Source organism: Bacillus sp. FJAT-45066 (genome assembly GCF_002335755.1).
In the GTDB taxonomy this organism is placed as follows: Bacteria; Bacillota; Bacilli; order Bacillales; family Bacillaceae_I; genus Bacillus_CD; species Bacillus_CD alkalisoli.
Genome location: NZ_NISQ01000001.1, coordinates 3,293,172 through 3,310,291 on the forward strand (window position 1 = coordinate 3,293,172; position 17,120 = coordinate 3,310,291).

16 protein-coding genes are annotated in these 17,120 nt (G+C 39.7%); 14 read left to right on the forward strand and 2 right to left on the reverse strand.

The window, feature by feature from the left end; all coding sequences use genetic code 11:
- Positions 1-112 precede the first annotated feature (112 nt).
- Positions 113-643, reverse strand: a complete 531-nt coding sequence (locus CDZ92_RS16630) for a DUF2529 domain-containing protein (protein WP_096156331.1) — start codon at positions 641-643, stop codon at positions 113-115.
- Between the two features lie 397 nt (positions 644-1,040).
- On the opposite strand from CDZ92_RS16630, the gene CDZ92_RS16635 reads away from it, so the two are divergent.
- The 11 genes from CDZ92_RS16635 (at position 1,041) to prmC (ending at position 13,394) form a co-directional block, all read left to right on the forward strand.
- Complete coding sequence (locus CDZ92_RS16635; RefSeq protein ID WP_141395239.1) at positions 1,041-1,415, forward strand: response regulator; 375 nt, start codon at positions 1,041-1,043, stop codon at positions 1,413-1,415.
- A gap of 422 nt (positions 1,416-1,837) precedes the next feature.
- A complete protein-coding gene (locus CDZ92_RS16640) occupies positions 1,838-2,695 on the forward strand; it encodes a class II fructose-bisphosphate aldolase (protein ID WP_096156333.1) in 858 nt (285 codons plus the stop codon).
- Between the two features lie 227 nt (positions 2,696-2,922).
- A complete protein-coding gene (gene fsa, locus CDZ92_RS16645) occupies positions 2,923-3,570 on the forward strand; it encodes a fructose-6-phosphate aldolase (RefSeq protein WP_096156334.1) in 648 nt (215 codons plus the stop codon).
- An 855-nt stretch (positions 3,571-4,425) separates the two neighbouring features.
- Positions 4,426-5,721, forward strand: coding sequence for a UDP-N-acetylglucosamine 1-carboxyvinyltransferase (locus CDZ92_RS16650; RefSeq protein WP_096156335.1), 1,296 nt, complete (start codon positions 4,426-4,428; stop codon positions 5,719-5,721).
- 297 nt (positions 5,722-6,018) lie between these two features.
- Positions 6,019-6,987: a class II fructose-bisphosphatase gene (glpX, locus tag CDZ92_RS16655; protein WP_096156336.1), complete on the forward strand. Its 969-nt coding sequence runs from the start codon at positions 6,019-6,021 to the stop codon at positions 6,985-6,987.
- Positions 6,988-8,026: 1,039 nt separating this feature from the next.
- A complete protein-coding gene (gene rho, locus CDZ92_RS16660; RefSeq protein ID WP_096156337.1) occupies positions 8,027-9,289 on the forward strand; it encodes a transcription termination factor Rho in 1,263 nt (420 codons plus the stop codon).
- 196 nt (positions 9,290-9,485) lie between these two features.
- Complete coding sequence (locus CDZ92_RS16665; RefSeq protein ID WP_096156338.1) at positions 9,486-9,731, forward strand: type B 50S ribosomal protein L31; 246 nt, start codon at positions 9,486-9,488, stop codon at positions 9,729-9,731.
- A gap of 159 nt (positions 9,732-9,890) precedes the next feature.
- On the forward strand, positions 9,891-10,505 hold the full coding sequence (locus tag CDZ92_RS16670) for a thymidine kinase (protein ID WP_096156339.1): 615 nt from the start codon (positions 9,891-9,893) through the stop codon (positions 10,503-10,505).
- Positions 10,506-10,641: 136 nt separating this feature from the next.
- Positions 10,642-11,076, forward strand: a complete 435-nt coding sequence (locus CDZ92_RS16675; RefSeq protein WP_096156340.1) for a hypothetical protein — start codon at positions 10,642-10,644, stop codon at positions 11,074-11,076.
- A gap of 379 nt (positions 11,077-11,455) precedes the next feature.
- A complete protein-coding gene (gene prfA / locus CDZ92_RS16680; protein ID WP_096156341.1) occupies positions 11,456-12,523 on the forward strand; it encodes a peptide chain release factor 1 in 1,068 nt (355 codons plus the stop codon).
- 13 nt (positions 12,524-12,536) lie between these two features.
- Positions 12,537-13,394 carry a peptide chain release factor N(5)-glutamine methyltransferase gene (gene prmC / locus CDZ92_RS16685; protein ID WP_096157044.1) on the forward strand — a complete coding sequence of 286 codons (858 nt, stop codon included), beginning with the start codon at positions 12,537-12,539 and terminating at the stop codon, positions 13,392-13,394.
- Positions 13,395-13,442: 48 nt separating this feature from the next.
- Here prmC and CDZ92_RS16690 read toward each other — a convergent pair whose 3' ends face one another.
- On the reverse strand, positions 13,443-13,736 hold the full coding sequence (locus CDZ92_RS16690) for a hypothetical protein (RefSeq protein WP_096156342.1): 294 nt from the start codon (positions 13,734-13,736) through the stop codon (positions 13,443-13,445).
- A gap of 511 nt (positions 13,737-14,247) precedes the next feature.
- On the opposite strand from CDZ92_RS16690, the gene spoIIR reads away from it, so the two are divergent.
- From spoIIR to CDZ92_RS16705, 3 genes are all read left to right on the forward strand, one after another.
- Positions 14,248-14,895 (forward strand): stage II sporulation protein R, encoded by a 648-nt coding sequence (gene spoIIR / locus CDZ92_RS16695; RefSeq protein WP_096156343.1) that lies wholly within the window; start codon positions 14,248-14,250, stop codon positions 14,893-14,895.
- Between the two features lie 62 nt (positions 14,896-14,957).
- Positions 14,958-15,410: a GNAT family N-acetyltransferase gene (locus CDZ92_RS16700; protein ID WP_096156344.1), complete on the forward strand. Its 453-nt coding sequence runs from the start codon at positions 14,958-14,960 to the stop codon at positions 15,408-15,410.
- A gap of 127 nt (positions 15,411-15,537) precedes the next feature.
- The gene (locus tag CDZ92_RS16705; RefSeq protein WP_096156345.1) at positions 15,538-16,587 is read left to right on the forward strand and encodes an L-threonylcarbamoyladenylate synthase; all 1,050 of its coding nucleotides are present in this window, start codon (positions 15,538-15,540) and stop codon (positions 16,585-16,587) included.
- Positions 16,588-17,120: the final 533 nt, after the last annotated feature.

Consider the following 17,120-nt stretch of genomic DNA (forward strand, 5'->3'; position numbering starts at 1 on the left):
ACCTACACTTCATCCCCTAAAATCTATTAAACAGCTTCATCTCCCCCAAAATACAACACAAAAAAGCAAACCTACCCTAAAACGGCAAGTTTGCTTCATTTAAACAAACAAATTACTCCTCTTCCAACTCCCGCACTATCTCCCGGACCGTAAACGCTAGCCCATGATAAGCAAAAAGCGCCACTAAGCTACTCGGATAACCAAACCTCGAGCCATCCTCATCCGGAATAAGCCCTTGATACAACTGCAAATCTATATGGTTGTCCACCAAATCTGTCAACGACTCACCATCCACACGCTTCGGAACCGTCGATATCCCAACCGCTCCAATCCCACGAGCCTGCAACTGTTTAGCCAACTCCACAGCCGCCACATCCGTACTAGACCTACTAACAATCAATACACGATCAACATCCTTTAAAGCAGTAACATCCTCCAACTCTCTAGCCCCAATCAACGGTTCCGCACCGTAAACAGCCTCCGCTACTACCGCTTTCATCTCTGCAAACCCAGCAACATATACATGCCCATCCCCGACAACTGCCTGGGCTAACACACGCGCACCATCTTCAAGGCCAAACTCTTCGTCACTGGCAATTTTTTTAAACACGCCAGAAAGCTGTGTCATAAATATCTTCAACATAAAAAGTACACTCCATTTCCGAATAAACACTTCACTCCAAAATATATCAAATGGTCATAAAATAGCAAATTTCACGTAAGAGAGTGCCTTTCATAATATATGACTACAAAACGAATACGAACTATAAATTAATATTATCCAAAAGGTTCGTTTTTCAATAAACGAAACGCTTATGAAATTAATAAAAAATAATAAATAATGTAATATTAATGAAAATAAGAAGGAAATGAGTACCAATTGGTAGAATATAGAGGTAGATGGCGCTATATCTTGTAATGCGACGAGACATGTGTGAAAATGAGACGTCCGTATAAGCTAAAATGCCCATGTAGAGTAGTGAATTCAGCAACATAGAAAACTTCGTTACTTAAATACTCGAAGAATTTGAGGTGTGTTAATGGTGAGTCAAAGGAAATTACTAATCGTTGATGACCAATTCGGAATCCGAATCTTGCTAAACGAAGTATTCAGTAAAGAAGGTTATCAAACATTCCAAGCAGCAAATGGTTACCAAGCATTAGACATTGTCGAAAAGCATTCACCTGATTTAGTTTTACTAGACATGAAAATTCCTGGCATGGATGGCATTGAAATTTTAAAACGACTAAAAGCGATTAACAAAGACATTCAAGTAATTATCATGACCGCATACGGCGAACTCGATATGATCCAAGAATCAAAGGATCTAGGCGCAATCACGCATTTCGCCAAACCATTCGATATCGATGAAATTCGTGAAGCTGTCCGCAAATATATGCCTCAATCCGTTTAAGGCATGTCCCAAAAAGCAACCATATTTAGTGCTAGATCCTACTAACCAGCATCTAGTTCTACGTCTGGTTGTTTTTTCTTTTGAGAAAATTAGCCACCCGGCCATATGTAGGCTACATCCCACACCCTACCATTATTTACCCTTCTTCCCATCCTATTAAACCCCAATTGTGTCTGAAAATTTAAACATTCCAACTGTTACCGCTTACACTTTAAATTACTGATTTTCTTTGTTGCTCATTCGTTTTGAAGTTTGGTATGCTAAGTAATGGATAACTATTCCGACAAATATTAGCTCGCTCATACATAGCGACATTTTGAATTGGTCAACATAGAATGAAGCTTATATTTTAGGATAGGAAGCGAAAAACACCTGCCTGAAGTTTTACAACATGCAGGCAAAATTGCAAAGGAGGATTTACCATGCCTTTAGTTTCAATGACAGAAATGCTAAAAAAAGCTAATGCAGAAGGCTATGCAGTAGGTCAATTTAATTTAAACAACTTAGAGTTCACGCAAGCGATTTTACAAGCTGCACAAGAAGAGAACTCTCCAGTAATTCTAGGAGTTTCTGAAGGTGCTGCTCGTTACATGGGTGGATTCAAAACAGTTGTAGCAATGGTTAAAGCATTAATGGAAGAGTACAACGTAACAGTTCCAGTTGCGATTCACTTAGACCACGGTTCAAGCTTCGAATCTTGTGCAAAAGCAATTCATGCAGGTTTCACATCTGTTATGATCGACGCTTCTCACCACCCATTCGAAGAAAACATCGAAACAACTAAAAAAGTAGTAGAACTTGCACACTTCCACGGAGTTTCTGTTGAAGCAGAACTTGGTGTAGTTGGTGGACAAGAAGACGATGTAATCGCAGAAGGCGTAATCTACGCTGACCCTAACGAGTGTGAAGAATTAGTTAAACGCACAGGTATCGACTGCCTAGCTCCAGCGTTAGGATCTGTTCACGGTCCCTACAAAGGTGAGCCAAACTTAGGATTCAAAGAGATGGAAGAAATCAACAACCGCGCTGGTGTACCTCTAGTACTTCACGGCGGAACTGGTATCCCAACTCATGATATCCAAAAATCGATTTCTTTCGGCACAGCAAAAATCAACGTAAACACAGAAAACCAAATCGCATCTGCAAAAGCAGTGCGTGAAGTGCTTGCAACAAAAACGGAAGAATATGATCCACGTAAATACTTAGGCCCAGCTCGCGACGCAATCAAAGAAACAGTAAAAGGTAAAATGCGCGAATTCGGCTCTGCAAACAAAGCTTAAGGAATCCAAAATATGACAGGTGCCTGGCACCTGTCATCATTTTGAAACATTTCATTTCAACAAACAAACTCAAACAACAACGCAACGAAAAAGCAAAACTACTTTCCTTCAACAAAAGTAGTTTTGCTTTTTTTCTTTAGGGAAATCAAAAAGTGTATGGTAAAATAACAAATACCCGTAGTGCAAACTATTAATGTAAACGGATACATAAAGGAGTGTTTTTAAAAATGAAATTTTTCATTGATACTGCCAACTTAGAAGAAATAAAAGCAGCACATAAACTAGGCCTACTTTCAGGCGTTACAACAAATCCAAGCTTAGTCGTAAAAGAACAAGGCGTAACATTTGAAGACCGTCTTCGCGAAATTACAGAAATCGTAAAAGGTTCCGTCAGCGCAGAAGTAATCGCACTTGATGCAGAAGGAATGATCGAAGAAGGAATAGAACTAGCAAAAATTGCGCCAAACATCACAATCAAAGTTCCAATGACACCAGCCGGCTTAACAGCTGTAGCGGCATTTTCCGAACTAAATATTAAAACAAACGTAACGCTTGTTTTCAGTGCAAACCAAGCTTTACTAGCAGCAAGAGCTGGTGCGACATACGTTTCTCCATTCTTAGGAAGACTAGACGACATTGGTCATAACGGCATGGACTTAATCTCCACTATTGCGGACATATTTACTATCCATGACCTACCAACAGAAATTATCGCAGCATCTATCCGTCACCCACAACACGTAACAGATGCAGCACTAAACGGCGCGCACATCGCAACGATTCCATACAAAGTCCTAATGCAACTTTTCAACCACCCACTAACAGACCAAGGCATCGAAAAGTTCCTAGAAGACTGGAATAACCGTAAAAATTAATAGGTTGAGAACTTAAGGAGAAAATGGCTTGCTATTTTGCAAACCGTTTTCTCCTTTTTTAGTTTTTTAACACCGAATTCCGTTCAGAATGAAGAAAAAACGGTCGTAGAAGAGTCCCCGAGAAGTAATTGGCGTGAAAAATGGATAGATAGGATGACTGGATTTTGTATTTATCGGGGATTTTTTAGGTTTTATCGGCGAAAATGGGACTTTTACCGGCGATAATCCAGGTTATATCGGCGAAATTGTAAATCTAATCGGCGATTGACTAATCCCAATCAGCGATTCGGTGCCATTATCGGCGCATGACCCCTTTTATCAGCGACTTCTTTTTCGGTATATCCATCTTACTTAGAGTTCATCCCCAAACCCAACTAAGACCAAACAAACTATTATTCCATTAGCACTAGAAAATAATAGTAATTAGGCACTGAATTTTACAATTTCGTAAAAGTTGGCCATCTACCATTTATATTTTCTCAAAATCGTGTAAACTAATAAGTGGACTAATTTAATATTTGAATCAAGTAATTGTACATTATGAAACTCACTCATTTACGTTTCGTTTATTGAAAAACGAATTTTTGTCATATCACTTTGCATAATGTTTGTACGATAATTATTTATAAAATTAATCTATATGTTTTAATTCGTTTTTCATCCAGTAGCCATACATTGTGAAACGGACTCAAGTAGCGTGTTTTCCTAAACAAGCACGAACTATTGATTATTTTATAATTGCCAAAAAATGTGTATAATAATGAATACATACTTTGTGCACGAAACGAAAAAGCAAACAATTCATCATAAATTCATTAGCTATAATATAAGCTCACCCTAGAAGGGAGATTTAATATGGAAAAATTAAAAATTATTGGTGGCACAAAATTAAGCGGGACGGTTCGAGTAAGCGGTGCAAAAAATAGTGCAGTTGCCCTCATTCCTGCAACAATTTTAGCAGAATCACCTGTTATGATCGATGGTTTACCACAAATATCAGACGTAAATATTTTAGGCAGCCTTTTAGAAGAAATCGGAGGAACTGTCACACTAACTGAAGATGGCTCCATGACAGTGAATCCTGAAAATATGATAGCCATGCCTTTACCGAATGGAAAAGTAAAAAAACTTCGTGCTTCCTACTATCTAATGGGTGCAATGCTCGGAAGATTTAAAAAAGCGGTAGTAGGCCTTCCTGGTGGATGCCATCTTGGCCCAAGACCGATTGACCAACATATTAAAGGATTTGAAGCGCTAGGTGCTCAAGTGACAAACGAGCAAGGTGCCATCTACCTGCGTGCCGACGAACTAAGAGGAGCCCGCATCTACTTAGACGTAGTAAGCGTTGGTGCAACAATCAATATCATGCTAGCAGCGGTTCGAGCAAAAGGCAGAACCATTATTGAAAATGCCGCAAAAGAGCCAGAGATTATTGATGTAGCAACCTTATTAACAAGCATGGGTGCGAAAATTAAAGGTGCTGGAACAGACGTCATTCGTATTGATGGAGTCGACAAGCTACACGGATGTCGTCATACAATCATCCCTGACCGAATTGAAGCGGGTACATACATGATTATGGCCGCAGCAGTTGGTAAAGAAATGATTATCGACAACGTTATTCCAACTCACTTAGAGCCTGTCATTGCAAAACTACGAGAAATGGGCGTACGAATTGATGTGAATAACCATCAAGACCAATTGTTAGTCGTTCCTGGAGACGTACTAAAAGCAATTGACGTGAAAACATTAGTTCACCCAGGCTTCCCAACAGACTTACAACAGCCGATGACTGCCCTGCTTACAAAAGCAACTGGGACAAGCATCGTCACAGATACCATTTATTCCGCACGCTTCAAGCACGTAGACGAACTACGCCGCATGAATGCTCAGATCAAAGTGGAAGGCAGATCAGCGATCGTAAACGGACCTGTCCAACTTCAAGGAGCAAAAGTGAAAGCAAGTGATCTGCGCGCTGGTGCTTCACTTGTTATTGCTGGATTAATGGCAGACGGTATTACAGAAGTTACAGGCTTAGAACATATTGACCGTGGCTATAGCCATTTAGAAGAAAAGCTAAAAGGACTAGGCGCTACTTTATGGCGAGAAGACCTATCAGAAGAAGAAATAGAACAAATGCAAAATTCATAAATTACGTAAAGAACTCAACCAAGTTGGGTTCTTTTTTACATGAGTGAGTTTCATAATGTACAATTACTAAACGAAAAACGAATAGTAAACCTATTCGTTTTTAAACACCTTATTAAACGAACATATTAATTTGTATTACACTAAAATATTCGTTTTTCATTAACGAACATAAATGATGAAATTGATTTACATAAATCAAAAAAATCCCCATGATCCGACTGACTATGTTATACTATATGTATCAATAGTATATCACATTAATTTAAACATATTACATAGGTACTGGGGGAAGGCAAAATGGAAAGAAGTTTATCAATGGAACTAATTCGTGTAACAGAGGCGGCGGCATTATCTTCTGCACGTTGGATGGGTAGAGGAGACAAGGAAAAAGCGGATGACGCTGCAACTTCAGCAATGCGTGACGTTTTTGATACAATCCCTATGAAAGGGACAGTAGTTATTGGTGAAGGAGAAATGGATGAAGCACCAATGCTTTATATTGGAGAGAAACTAGGAACTGGTTTTGGACCGCGCCTTGACGTAGCAGTTGACCCACTAGAAGGGACAAGTATCGTTGCTTCAGGTGGTTGGAACGCGCTAGCAGTTTTAGCTGTTGCAGACAACGGCAACCTTTTACATGCTCCTGATATGTATATGGACAAAATTGCAGTTGGCCCAGAAGCAGTAGGGAAAATTGACTTAAATGCATCAGTACTAGACAACTTAAAAGCAGTAGCAGAAGCGAAAAATAAAGACATCGAAGACGTAGTAGCAGTTATATTAAACCGCCCACGTCATGAAAAAATCATTTCTGAACTTCGCGAAGCTGGAGCACGAATTAAGCTTATCGACGATGGCGATGTTGCAGCAGCGATCAATACTGCATTCGATACGACTGGCGTTGATATACTATTCGGTTCAGGGGGAGCGCCTGAAGGAGTTATCGCAGCAGTAGCATTAAAGTGTTTAGGCGGAGAAATTCAAGGACGCCTTTTACCACAAAATGAAGAAGAATTAGAGCGTTGCCGAAAAATGGGCATCGAAGACGTAAATGCAGTTCTTCGCATGGAAGACCTTGTACGCGGGGACGACGCAATCTTCGCAGCAACTGGTGTAACAGACGGAGAGCTATTACGCGGTGTTCAATTTAAAGGTACAAATGCAACGACTCACTCTGTCGTTATGCGTGCGAAAAGCGGAACAGTTCGTTTCATTGATGGACAACATAACATTAAGAAAAAGCCAAATCTAGTAATGAAGCCGTAAGCAATTGCTTACGGCTTTTTCGATGTTTAATCTTCCTTCATAATGGGTATAAAAATAAAGGTGAAGCTAAATAGAACATATGTTTGCAATTCTAGTTGAAAGATGATATAGTATCTATAGAATAACCTCTTAGCCGTCCAAAACTGCTACTAGCCTTCGAAATCTATAGTATAAAGTGAAAAATTCATTTTCCCTTACGCAATTTGTCATTTCTCGCTAGGGAAAGTCAACAAAAAACTATTGCTTAAACGAGTGAATTGTGGGTAAAATAAAGAATACTTTGCTTTTAATAAAGAATATTCATCTAAACTCTTCTACTAACTACAAATGCCTTCCGTTACAAAAATAACCTGGCACAAACAACAATTGTACAAGCTTCATCCTATTATTTTTTGCAATATGAAAATTTTATTTTTCGTATGCCAAAAAATAATCTTTGTCTAAAGTTTCTTCAAACTTCTTCAACACGACAGCCTTCCTACATACTTGTTGAGCTTAATCGAGGTCCTTTCAAATGATGTATTAGTTTATATAACAGTTAATTGAAGTATGAAACTTGGACAACATTTATAATGCCAAAATAGAGTTGATGTTCGCTACAGTTGGGAGACTCCTGCGGGAAGAGCAGGAGACGGGAGACCCCACAGACGTGAATGCGTCGAGGAGTAGGTTTTTTCACATAACCTTCCTTTTTACCGCCCGCAAAAAGCGAGCAACTGTAGCGAACATCAACGGTTTTATACCGTAGTGTGAAAGCTAAATGAAGAAACAATGACATGATTTTTAAAATAAAAGCTATGTTAAAGTTTATTGTTGATAAATAAATACTATTAGCTGTCGATTTCCGTGCAAGGCTGAGACTCCTGCGGGAAAAGCGGGGAGCGGGAGACCCCACAGGCGCTTGCGCCGAGGAGTAGGTTTTTTCACGATAGTGAAAATAACCTTCCTTTTTACCGCCCGCGGAAAGCGAAGCCTTGCACGGAAATCAACAGCGAACTTTAACACAGCCAAAATAAAAGATTGAGTGGTGTATAGATCCATGGATTTAACAATTGCAAAACTTGAAAATTTAAAGCTAAAAGAACTTTACGAACTAGCAAAACAACTAAAAATTTCCTACTATAGCAAATTAACAAAAAAAGAGCTAATCTTTGCTATCTTAAAAGCACAAGCAGAACAAGATGGGCTATTATTTATGGAAGGTGTACTAGAAATCATCCAATCAGAAGGTTTCGGTTTCCTTAGACCTATCAACTACTCTCCAAGCTCGGAAGACATCTACATTTCAGCATCGCAAATTCGTCGATTTGATTTAAGAAACGGTGATAAAGTATCAGGTAAAGTTCGTCCTCCAAAAGAAAATGAGCGTTACTACGGCCTATTGCACGTGGAAGCTGTAAACGGGGAAGATCCAGAAACAGCAAAAGAACGCGTTCACTTTCCTGGTTTAACACCTTTGTATCCAGACCGTAAAATTTTGATGGAAACAACGACAAAAAGTCTTTCTACAAGAATCATGGATTTAATTGCGCCAGTTGGTTTTGGTCAACGTGGACTTGTTGTTGCGCCACCTAAAGCTGGTAAAACAATGCTTATTAAAGAAATTGCCAATAGCATTACGACCAATCATCCAGAAGCAGAACTAATCATACTTTTAATTGATGAGCGTCCAGAGGAAGTAACAGATATCGAACGTTCTGTTGCAGGTGATGTGGTAAGTTCTACATTTGATGAAGTACCTGAAAACCATATTAAAGTGGCCGAGCTAGTATTAGAACGCGCAATGCGTCTAGTTGAACATAAACGTGATGTTATCATTTTAATGGATAGTATCACTCGTTTAGCTCGTGCGTATAACTTAGTTATTCCACCGAGCGGACGTACTTTATCTGGTGGTATCGATCCGGCTGCGTTCCACCGACCTAAACGTTTCTTCGGAGCAGCCCGTAATATTGAAGAAGGCGGAAGCTTAACAATTTTAGCAACTGCATTAATTGATACAGGCTCGCGTATGGATGACGTTATTTATGAGGAATTCAAAGGTACTGGTAACATGGAATTACACCTTGATCGTTCTCTTGCAGAGCGTCGTATCTTCCCAGCGATTGATATTCGTCGCTCTGGTACTCGTAAAGAAGAGTTATTAATACCAAAAGAACACCTAGACAAATTATGGGCAATTCGTAAAACGATGTCAGATTCGCCTGACTTCGCCGAAAAACTGCTACGCAGATTGCGCCAAACAAAATCAAATAAAGAATTTTTCGATATGCTAGACGAAGAACAAAAGACGAGAAGATAAGCTAGGGAGAAATTCCCAACGAAATAAAGGCCTAAACTATTTTTTCTTATCTTGCAAAACCGAGATAACCTTGATATAATTTCATCAGTGTGTTTTTAAAGAATAAATGATGTCGAAGGTGGTCAAGTTCCCTTGGTATCATTTTGTGATATTAACTCTGTTTCGAAAGAATCAGGGCATAAAGGAGATGACAATAATGAAAGCAGGAATTCATCCAGAATACCGTAAAGTTGTATTTATGGACATCAACACTAACTTCCAGTTCATCACTGGTTCTACTATGAGAACTAATGAGACTGTTGAGTGGGAAGACGGTACTACTTACCCGTTAATTAAAGTTGAGATCTCTTCTGATTCTCACCCATTCTACACTGGACGTCAGAAGCATGCTGCAGCTGACGGACGTGTTGAGCGTTTCAACAAAAAATACGGCCTTAAGTAATAAAACAGAAACAGGCAAGGTTATTTCAAAACTTGCCTGTTTTTTTCTTTTACAAGAGATACTAGTGGTTAGTGATTAGTGGTTAGGTTAATGGGCTTTCCCGTCCTAACCACTAATCACTAACCACTAGCCACTAATTAAAGAGGGGAGAGGCCGTACATGTACGTTATGAAGCAAGCCGGCTGGGTCGAAGTAATTTGCGGAAGTATGTTTTCAGGAAAATCCGAAGAATTAATTCGCCGCATGCGCCGTGCTCAATTTGCAAAACAACCTTTACAAGTATTCAAACCAGAAATCGATAACCGTTACAGCGACGAAGCAGTCGTATCACATAACGGCACTTCCATATTAGCTACACCAGTTCGATCTTCACAAGCAATCCTCGAAAGTGCTGCACCGGATACAGAAGTAATCGGGATTGACGAAGTACAGTTCTTCGACGAAAACATCGTAGAAGTTGTACAACAACTAGCCGACAAAGGTTATAGAGTCATTGTTGCAGGGTTAGACCAAGATTTCCGAGGCGAACCTTTTGGAAAAATGCCGGAACTTTTGGCAGTAGCCGAATTGGTGACAAAGCTTCAGGCTGTTTGTGCCGTCTGCGGATCACCCGCCAGCCGCACGCAGCGTTTAATCAATGGCGAGCCAGCCAACTACGATGATCCAATTATTTTAGTAGGGGCATCTGAATCATACGAGCCACGTTGCCGACATCATCACAAAGTTCCAAATGCTGTAACAGCAAGAGTTGGCCAGGTGGCTACGTCTAAATAATCTCTACCAAATAGGGCAGGGGAAGGTTAGGACCGATAGTGGATGCTAACCGAAAAGAGCGTTAGTATTTTTCCTAAATTTTACGAGCTTTTTTTCTGAAAAAAGAGGATACGCTATGAACAGGAGGTGGTACGAAATGTATCGTACAATTCTGTTTGTGGCTGTATGCTCTTTTTTCGTATTAACTGGGTGTGTGCAGGAAAATAGAATCAATCAGGCGGAAGATTTGAATGGCCAGCGACTCATGTCGGGCGAGGGTGGTAGGTTTTATGAGCGCAATTTAGAGTCGGAGCGATTTAATACGAATCAAAATCCCAATTTTATTGATTTAACGGAGAATCGTCCAGATTATGGGGATGACCAAGATAAAGTGCAAGAGATTATTGAAGTTCATAGTGATTTAGAGCCTGGACCTGTGTATATAACTGGTAATACGATCCGCACAACAGCATACGCGAATAAAAAGTTGAGCAAAGAGGAAAAGAAAAAGGTAGAGCAAAAATTGAAGCGTGATTTTGCTAGGGCTATTCCGCGTTATCATGTTATTTTGACGATTGAGAATAGAGAATAGAGTAGTTTAACCCCTTCATGGAGCAAAATAGAAGGGGTTTTTATTATTTTATATACTTTTTGAAAGGCTAATTTGGATTATCAGCGAAAATTTATGTTTTATCGGCGAAAATGGGCAAAGTATCGGCGAAAAATCAATGTTTATCGGCGAAAACAGCGATCCTATCGGCGACATCTGTGACTCAATCGGCGAAAGTGTTGTTTATCAGCGGAAATTAGGTTTTATCGGCGCAAGTGAAAATGTAATCAGCCTAAGTCACCAATTATTTGCTTTTGACGTAGAGTGTTGCCTATACTATAATTAGAATGTTGTAGTATTTTTAGTCAAAGGTATTATGCAGGTATTTTTCTGTATATTTTTATAATAGAGGTGAGTGCACGTGTTTGATCGTTTACAATCTGTGGAAGCACGATACGATAAATTAACGGAACTTTTGAGTGATCCGGAAGTAATTAATGATACGAAAAAGCTTCGTGAGTATTCGAAAGAACAATCGGATATGCACGAAACGGTAGAAGCATACCGCGAATACAAGCAAGTGAAAGAGCAGTTAGATGATGCGAAAGCAATGTTAGAAGATAAGTTAGATGCCGACATGCGTGACATGGTAAAGGAAGAGATTTCTGAGTTAGAAGAGCAGGCAGAAAACTTATCAGAGCGTTTACACATTTTACTTATACCGAAAGATCCTAATGATGACAAAAACGTTATTATGGAGATCCGAGGTGCAGCTGGTGGAGATGAGGCAGCGCTTTTTGCTGGGGACTTATACCGCATGTACAGCCGTTTTGCGGAAGCACAAGGTTGGAAAACTGAAGTAATGGAAACAAACTCCACTGGTGTGGGTGGCTATAAAGAGATTATTTTTATGATTAATGGAAAAGGTGCATTTTCAAAGCTTAAGTATGAGAATGGGGCACACCGAGTGCAACGTGTACCGGAAACAGAGTCAGGTGGACGTATTCATACATCTACTGCAACGGTAGCGGTTTTACCGGAAGCGGAAGAAGTTGAAATTGACATCCATGAAAAAGACATTCGTACAGACACATTCTGTTCAAGTGGTCCTGGTGGACAGTCGGTTAATACGACGATGTCGGCTGTTCGACTAACGCACATACCGACTGGTGTAGTAGTATCGTGTCAGGATGGTAAGTCACAAATTAAGAACAAAGAAAAAGCAATGAAAGTATTACGTGCACGTGTGTATGATATGTTCCAACGTGAAGCGCAGGCGGAATACGATGCGAACCGTAAACAAGCAGTTGGAACAGGGGATCGTTCTGAGCGTATTCGTACTTATAACTTCCCGCAAAATCGTGTAACAGATCACCGCATCGGGTTAACAATTCAAAAGCTAGATCAAATCCTACAAGGGAAAGTGGACGAAGTAATCGACGCTCTTATTATGGAAGATCAAGCTAAAAGAATGGAACAGGCGGAATAACGAGATGAAAACAATGAAAATTTATGAGGCCCTAAACTGGGCTTCTTCTTTTTTAAAGGAAAATAACCGTGATGAAAATGCAGGCGAAATTTTATTAAGGCATCAATTAAATGTGGAGCGTCCTAAGCTGCTTGCTAGTTTGCAGGACGAGTTGACGGAAGACAAACGCAACATGTTTGTGTTTAATGTTCATAAGTTAGTGGCAGGCATTCCGGTTCAATATTTAATTGAAACAGAAGAGTTTTATGGCCGCAGTTTTTTCGTGAATGATGAAGTGTTAATTCCAAGACCAGAGACGGAAGAGTTAGTTGTTGGTGTGTTAGAGCGAGCGGCTAAGTTGTTTGGTCGTGACGAGAAACTTTCGGTCGTTGATGTAGGAACAGGCAGTGGAGCGATTGCGGTTACTCTTTCGTTAGAAAATAAACAGCTTGAAGTAATGGCAACAGACATTGCCGGTGAATCGTTAGAAGTTGCAAAAGAAAATGCAGACAAGCTAGAAGCGGAAGTGGAATTTGTTCATGGCGACCTTTTGTTGCCGATTATAGAGTCGGGGAAGAAAGTGGATGTCGTTGTCTCAAATCCACCTTACATTCCGCTTCATGAATATGAAGAGCTTTCGACAGTTGTAAAAGATTTTGAGCCATATCGTGCGTTAGTTGGTGGAGATACTGGTTTAGAGTTTTATGAGCGCTTTATGGTAGAATTGCCACAAGTGTTGAAGGAAAAGGCCCTTGTTGCGTTTGAAGTAGGGATGGGCCAAGGAGAAGCTGTTAGAGAGCTATTGCAACGAACTTTTCCAGACGCACATACGGAAGTGGTGTTTGATATTAATGGAAAAGATCGAATGGTGTATGCAACGATAAGAGCCTAGTACCTAGTGATTAGTGGTGAGGTAGTGGCTTTTGGTTTTTTAAGTAAATTAAGAAATTAAAGGGGGATGGTTCTGAACCATTCCTTTGTTTATTTTCTCCTGAACATCATTCAAAATGCTTGAAGTGAGTAGTAGCCGATCTTCTTCTTTTGTGTGTTTCAAGATGTCAGTAAACTTCGTATCAAACGTAAGTGTTCGATGATAATGGTGATAATACACAGTCCCATACATCCATTTCCCACCAACCTTCAAAGAAAAATCAAGTGGAACACTAATGTGGTTAAACGTAACGCCAATGCCCTCTACGCGGTAACCATCAATTGAAAATTCATATCGATACATAACATGTAGCACCCTTTCATCTGTAAAATATCCCGCTATGTATCCGCCAATAACCAATACCCGTTAATGAAGGCACTAAAACATTACAAAAACATTACAGGTGCCTGGCACTTGAAACATTTTTGAAATATAAAAACATTAATTTTACTAGATTAGTAGAGATGTGGTAGAACTGGTCCGTTGATTTCCGCGGAAGGCATTCGCTTTCCGCGGGGAGCACATGGGAAGGTTATTTTCACTATCGTGAAAAAAACCTACTCCTCGGCGTCCTGCCTGTGGGGTCTCACGCTTCGCTCTTTTTCCCGCAGGAGTCGAATGCCTTCCCCTCCAATCAACTCTAGGTTTATATCCACTTCAAAAATTTGTTTTTTATTTTCTTAATTCAATTTATCACCTTTCATTTAAAATAGTTTTGTTCTCCAAAACAATTTTTATATTTTTATTATTTTACTAGTTTAAGATTCTCTCCCCTTGTCCATACTGTTTGCTAGAGGGGAGAGTGCAACATACAATGATAAAAAAGAATAAGGTAACTTTATATATAGTAATGATGTTTATAGGAGCTTTCGTTTCACTAGTAGGAGAACAAATGGCGTCAGGTGTTATGAACGAAACAATGGTCATACCTGATGACGCAATTAGACTTCGCATTCTAGCAAACAGCGACAACGACGAAGACCAAGAATTAAAAAGGAAAATTCGCGACAGAGTAAACGAAGAAATTACAATCTGGGTGAGCGACATCACTTCACGCGAAGAAGCAAGATCCATCATTCAAGGCAACATCCCAGAAATCGAAAAAATAGTAGAAGAAGTAATGAAAGCAGAAGGCCTCACACAAAAATACAACGTAGACTTTGGTAGAGCAAACTTTCCAACAAAAATGTACGGACGCTTCATTTACCCGGCAGGTGACTATGAAGCCATCCTTATCACATTAGGTAGTGGCAAAGGGGCAAACTGGTGGTGCGTATTATTCCCACCGTTATGTTTCCTAGATTTCTCTAACGGGGAAGCAACAGCAACACCGTTCCCAGACGAAGACGAAGAAACTACAGAAAAACCAATCGTAGTCGACGAAGAACCAGAAGAAGTGGAAGTGAAGTTTTTCTTCGCAGAGTTTCTATCATCTCTATGGAAAAAAATCAGCGGAAAATAGTTCTACTTACGAGATCAAGTTAATAGAGTAGTATTACTAGACTATTAATGAGGTGATCTAATATGAGTATGAAACTATTACGCACTGCTACACAAAAAGACGTCCCAACTATCGTAAACTTTTTAGGACAAGCCAATTTATCCACAATTGGTGTGGAAGAAGCGATCGGAGACTTTATTATCATTGAAAAAGAAAACGGCGAAATCGCAGGTACTGTAGGGATTGAACGTCACGGAAACAATGGTTTATTACGCTCACTCGTTCTGTCGCAAACGTTCAATCAACTACAAATACTAGAATTGATGGAACAAACACAACAATTTGCGAAGAAAAAAGAGCTAGATAAGTTATACATGTTCACAAATAAACAAGAATTCGCCCAGTTCTTTCAACTAATCGGGTTTTATCCACAAGAAATTCACACAATACCAGAGGAAATAAAAAATTCGCCATACGTCATGGAAACGTTCACATTAGAAAACTGTTTTGTTCTAGCCTGTCCTTTGGTAAAATGATAATATTCACAAAGTTACCCACAAAAAGACAAGCTTTATCCACAGTTTGTGGATAAAGCTTGAGTTATGTACAAAAGTTTTATAAAGTATTAGTACAAATAGTAGATTTTTAAAAGAGGTAGAGAAAATGAACACAATACAATGGACTGTGGATAAAAATGAGTTAAAATCCTCAAGTTATCCACATATTCAACAGGCAGCAAGTTTACTTCAACAAGATGAGGTTGTTGCATTCCCAACAGAAACGGTATATGGACTTGGGGCAAATGCCTACTCAGACAAGGCTGTAACAAAGATTTTTCAAGCAAAAGGAAGACCAAGTGATAACCCACTTATCGTACATATAAGCAATAAAAAACAGTTAACAGAGCTTGTGGATAACATTCCGGCTCATGCAGAAAAATTGATGGATAAATGTTGGCCTGGCCCATTGACAATTATTTTTTCTAAAAAAAATAATGTCTCCCAATATGTGACGGCTGGCCTTGATACGATTGCGATTCGCATGCCAGATCATCCGGTCGCACTCGCATTAATTGAAGAGAGTGGACTTCCACTTGCTGCTCCAAGTGCAAACCTTTCAGGCAAACCGAGTCCAACAACAGCCAAACACGTTGTGGATGATCTCGACGGCAAAATTGCTGGAATCGTCGACGGTGGCCAAACGGGAGTCGGCTTAGAGTCTACCGTAGTAGATTGTACGACTGAAATTCCAATTATCTTGAGGCCAGGTGGCATAACAAAAGAGCAATTAGAGCAAGTTGTGGGCGAAGTGGCGGTCGATCCAGCCCTAGCATCGGAAAACATAGAGCTTATACCGAAGTCTCCAGGCATGAAATATACACACTATGCTCCCATCGCACCACTGTATATGGTAGAAGGAGATGTGGATTATCTACAACATCTTGTGGATAAAAGCCGAAGTGAAGGGAAAGTTGTGGGTGTTTTATCCACAGAAGAACATATTGATAAGCTGTCTGCGGACGTAGTGTTATCTGTCGGGACTCGCACAGATCTTGCCACAGTTGCTGTGAATTTATATGAAAAACTGCGCCAGTTCAACGAAACAAACGTCGACATTATTTATAGTGAATCCTTTCCGGCGGTTGGTGTTGGTGCGGCCATTATGAACCGACTAAACAAAGCGGCTGGGTATAAAGTGTTGAAAAGTGAATAAGTTAGTTGTGGAAAAGCTGAATCTCTTAAAGTGAGGTTCGGCTTTTTATTTTTAGAGGTTTGTAAAAATGAACATGGAGAGTCATCCCACGATCATTTTCCCCAAAGAAAAAACCAAAAATGAACATGGAGAGTCATCCCACGATCATTTTCCCAAAAGAAAAAGCCAAAAATGAACATGGAGAGCCCTCCCACGATCATTTTCCCAAAAGAAAAAGCTAAAAATGAACATGGAGAGTCATCCCACGATCATTTTCCCCAAAGAAAAAGCCAAAAATGAACATGGAGAGTCATCCCACGATCATTTTCCAAAAAGAAAAAACCAAAAATGAACATGAAGTTTCATCCCACGATCATTCTCCCAAAAGAAAAAGCTAAAAATGAACATGAAGTTTCATCCCACGATCATTCTCCCAAAAGAAAAAGCTAAAAATGAACATGAAGTTTCATCCCACGATCATTCTCCCAAAAGAAAAAGCTAAAAATGAACATGAAGTTTCATCCCACGATCATTTTCCCAAAAGAAAAAGCCAA

Coding starts and splice junctions, on each gene's coding strand:
- CDZ92_RS16630 (WP_096156331.1), bottom strand. CDS start 643: ATGTTGAAGATATTTATGACACAGCTTTCTGGCGTGTTTAAAAAAATT.
- CDZ92_RS16635 (WP_141395239.1), top strand. CDS start 1,041: ATGGTGAGTCAAAGGAAATTACTAATCGTTGATGACCAATTCGGAATC.
- CDZ92_RS16640 (WP_096156333.1), top strand. CDS start 1,838: ATGCCTTTAGTTTCAATGACAGAAATGCTAAAAAAAGCTAATGCAGAA.
- fsa (WP_096156334.1), top strand. CDS start 2,923: ATGAAATTTTTCATTGATACTGCCAACTTAGAAGAAATAAAAGCAGCA.
- CDZ92_RS16650 (WP_096156335.1), top strand. CDS start 4,426: ATGGAAAAATTAAAAATTATTGGTGGCACAAAATTAAGCGGGACGGTT.
- glpX (WP_096156336.1), top strand. CDS start 6,019: ATGGAAAGAAGTTTATCAATGGAACTAATTCGTGTAACAGAGGCGGCG.
- rho (WP_096156337.1), top strand. CDS start 8,027: ATGGATTTAACAATTGCAAAACTTGAAAATTTAAAGCTAAAAGAACTT.
- CDZ92_RS16665 (WP_096156338.1), top strand. CDS start 9,486: ATGAAAGCAGGAATTCATCCAGAATACCGTAAAGTTGTATTTATGGAC.
- CDZ92_RS16670 (WP_096156339.1), top strand. CDS start 9,891: ATGTACGTTATGAAGCAAGCCGGCTGGGTCGAAGTAATTTGCGGAAGT.
- CDZ92_RS16675 (WP_096156340.1), top strand. CDS start 10,642: ATGTATCGTACAATTCTGTTTGTGGCTGTATGCTCTTTTTTCGTATTA.
- prmC (WP_096157044.1), top strand. CDS start 12,537: ATGAAAATTTATGAGGCCCTAAACTGGGCTTCTTCTTTTTTAAAGGAA.
- CDZ92_RS16690 (WP_096156342.1), bottom strand. CDS start 13,736: ATGTATCGATATGAATTTTCAATTGATGGTTACCGCGTAGAGGGCATT.
- spoIIR (WP_096156343.1), top strand. CDS start 14,248: ATGATAAAAAAGAATAAGGTAACTTTATATATAGTAATGATGTTTATA.
- CDZ92_RS16700 (WP_096156344.1), top strand. CDS start 14,958: ATGAGTATGAAACTATTACGCACTGCTACACAAAAAGACGTCCCAACT.
- CDZ92_RS16705 (WP_096156345.1), top strand. CDS start 15,538: ATGAACACAATACAATGGACTGTGGATAAAAATGAGTTAAAATCCTCA.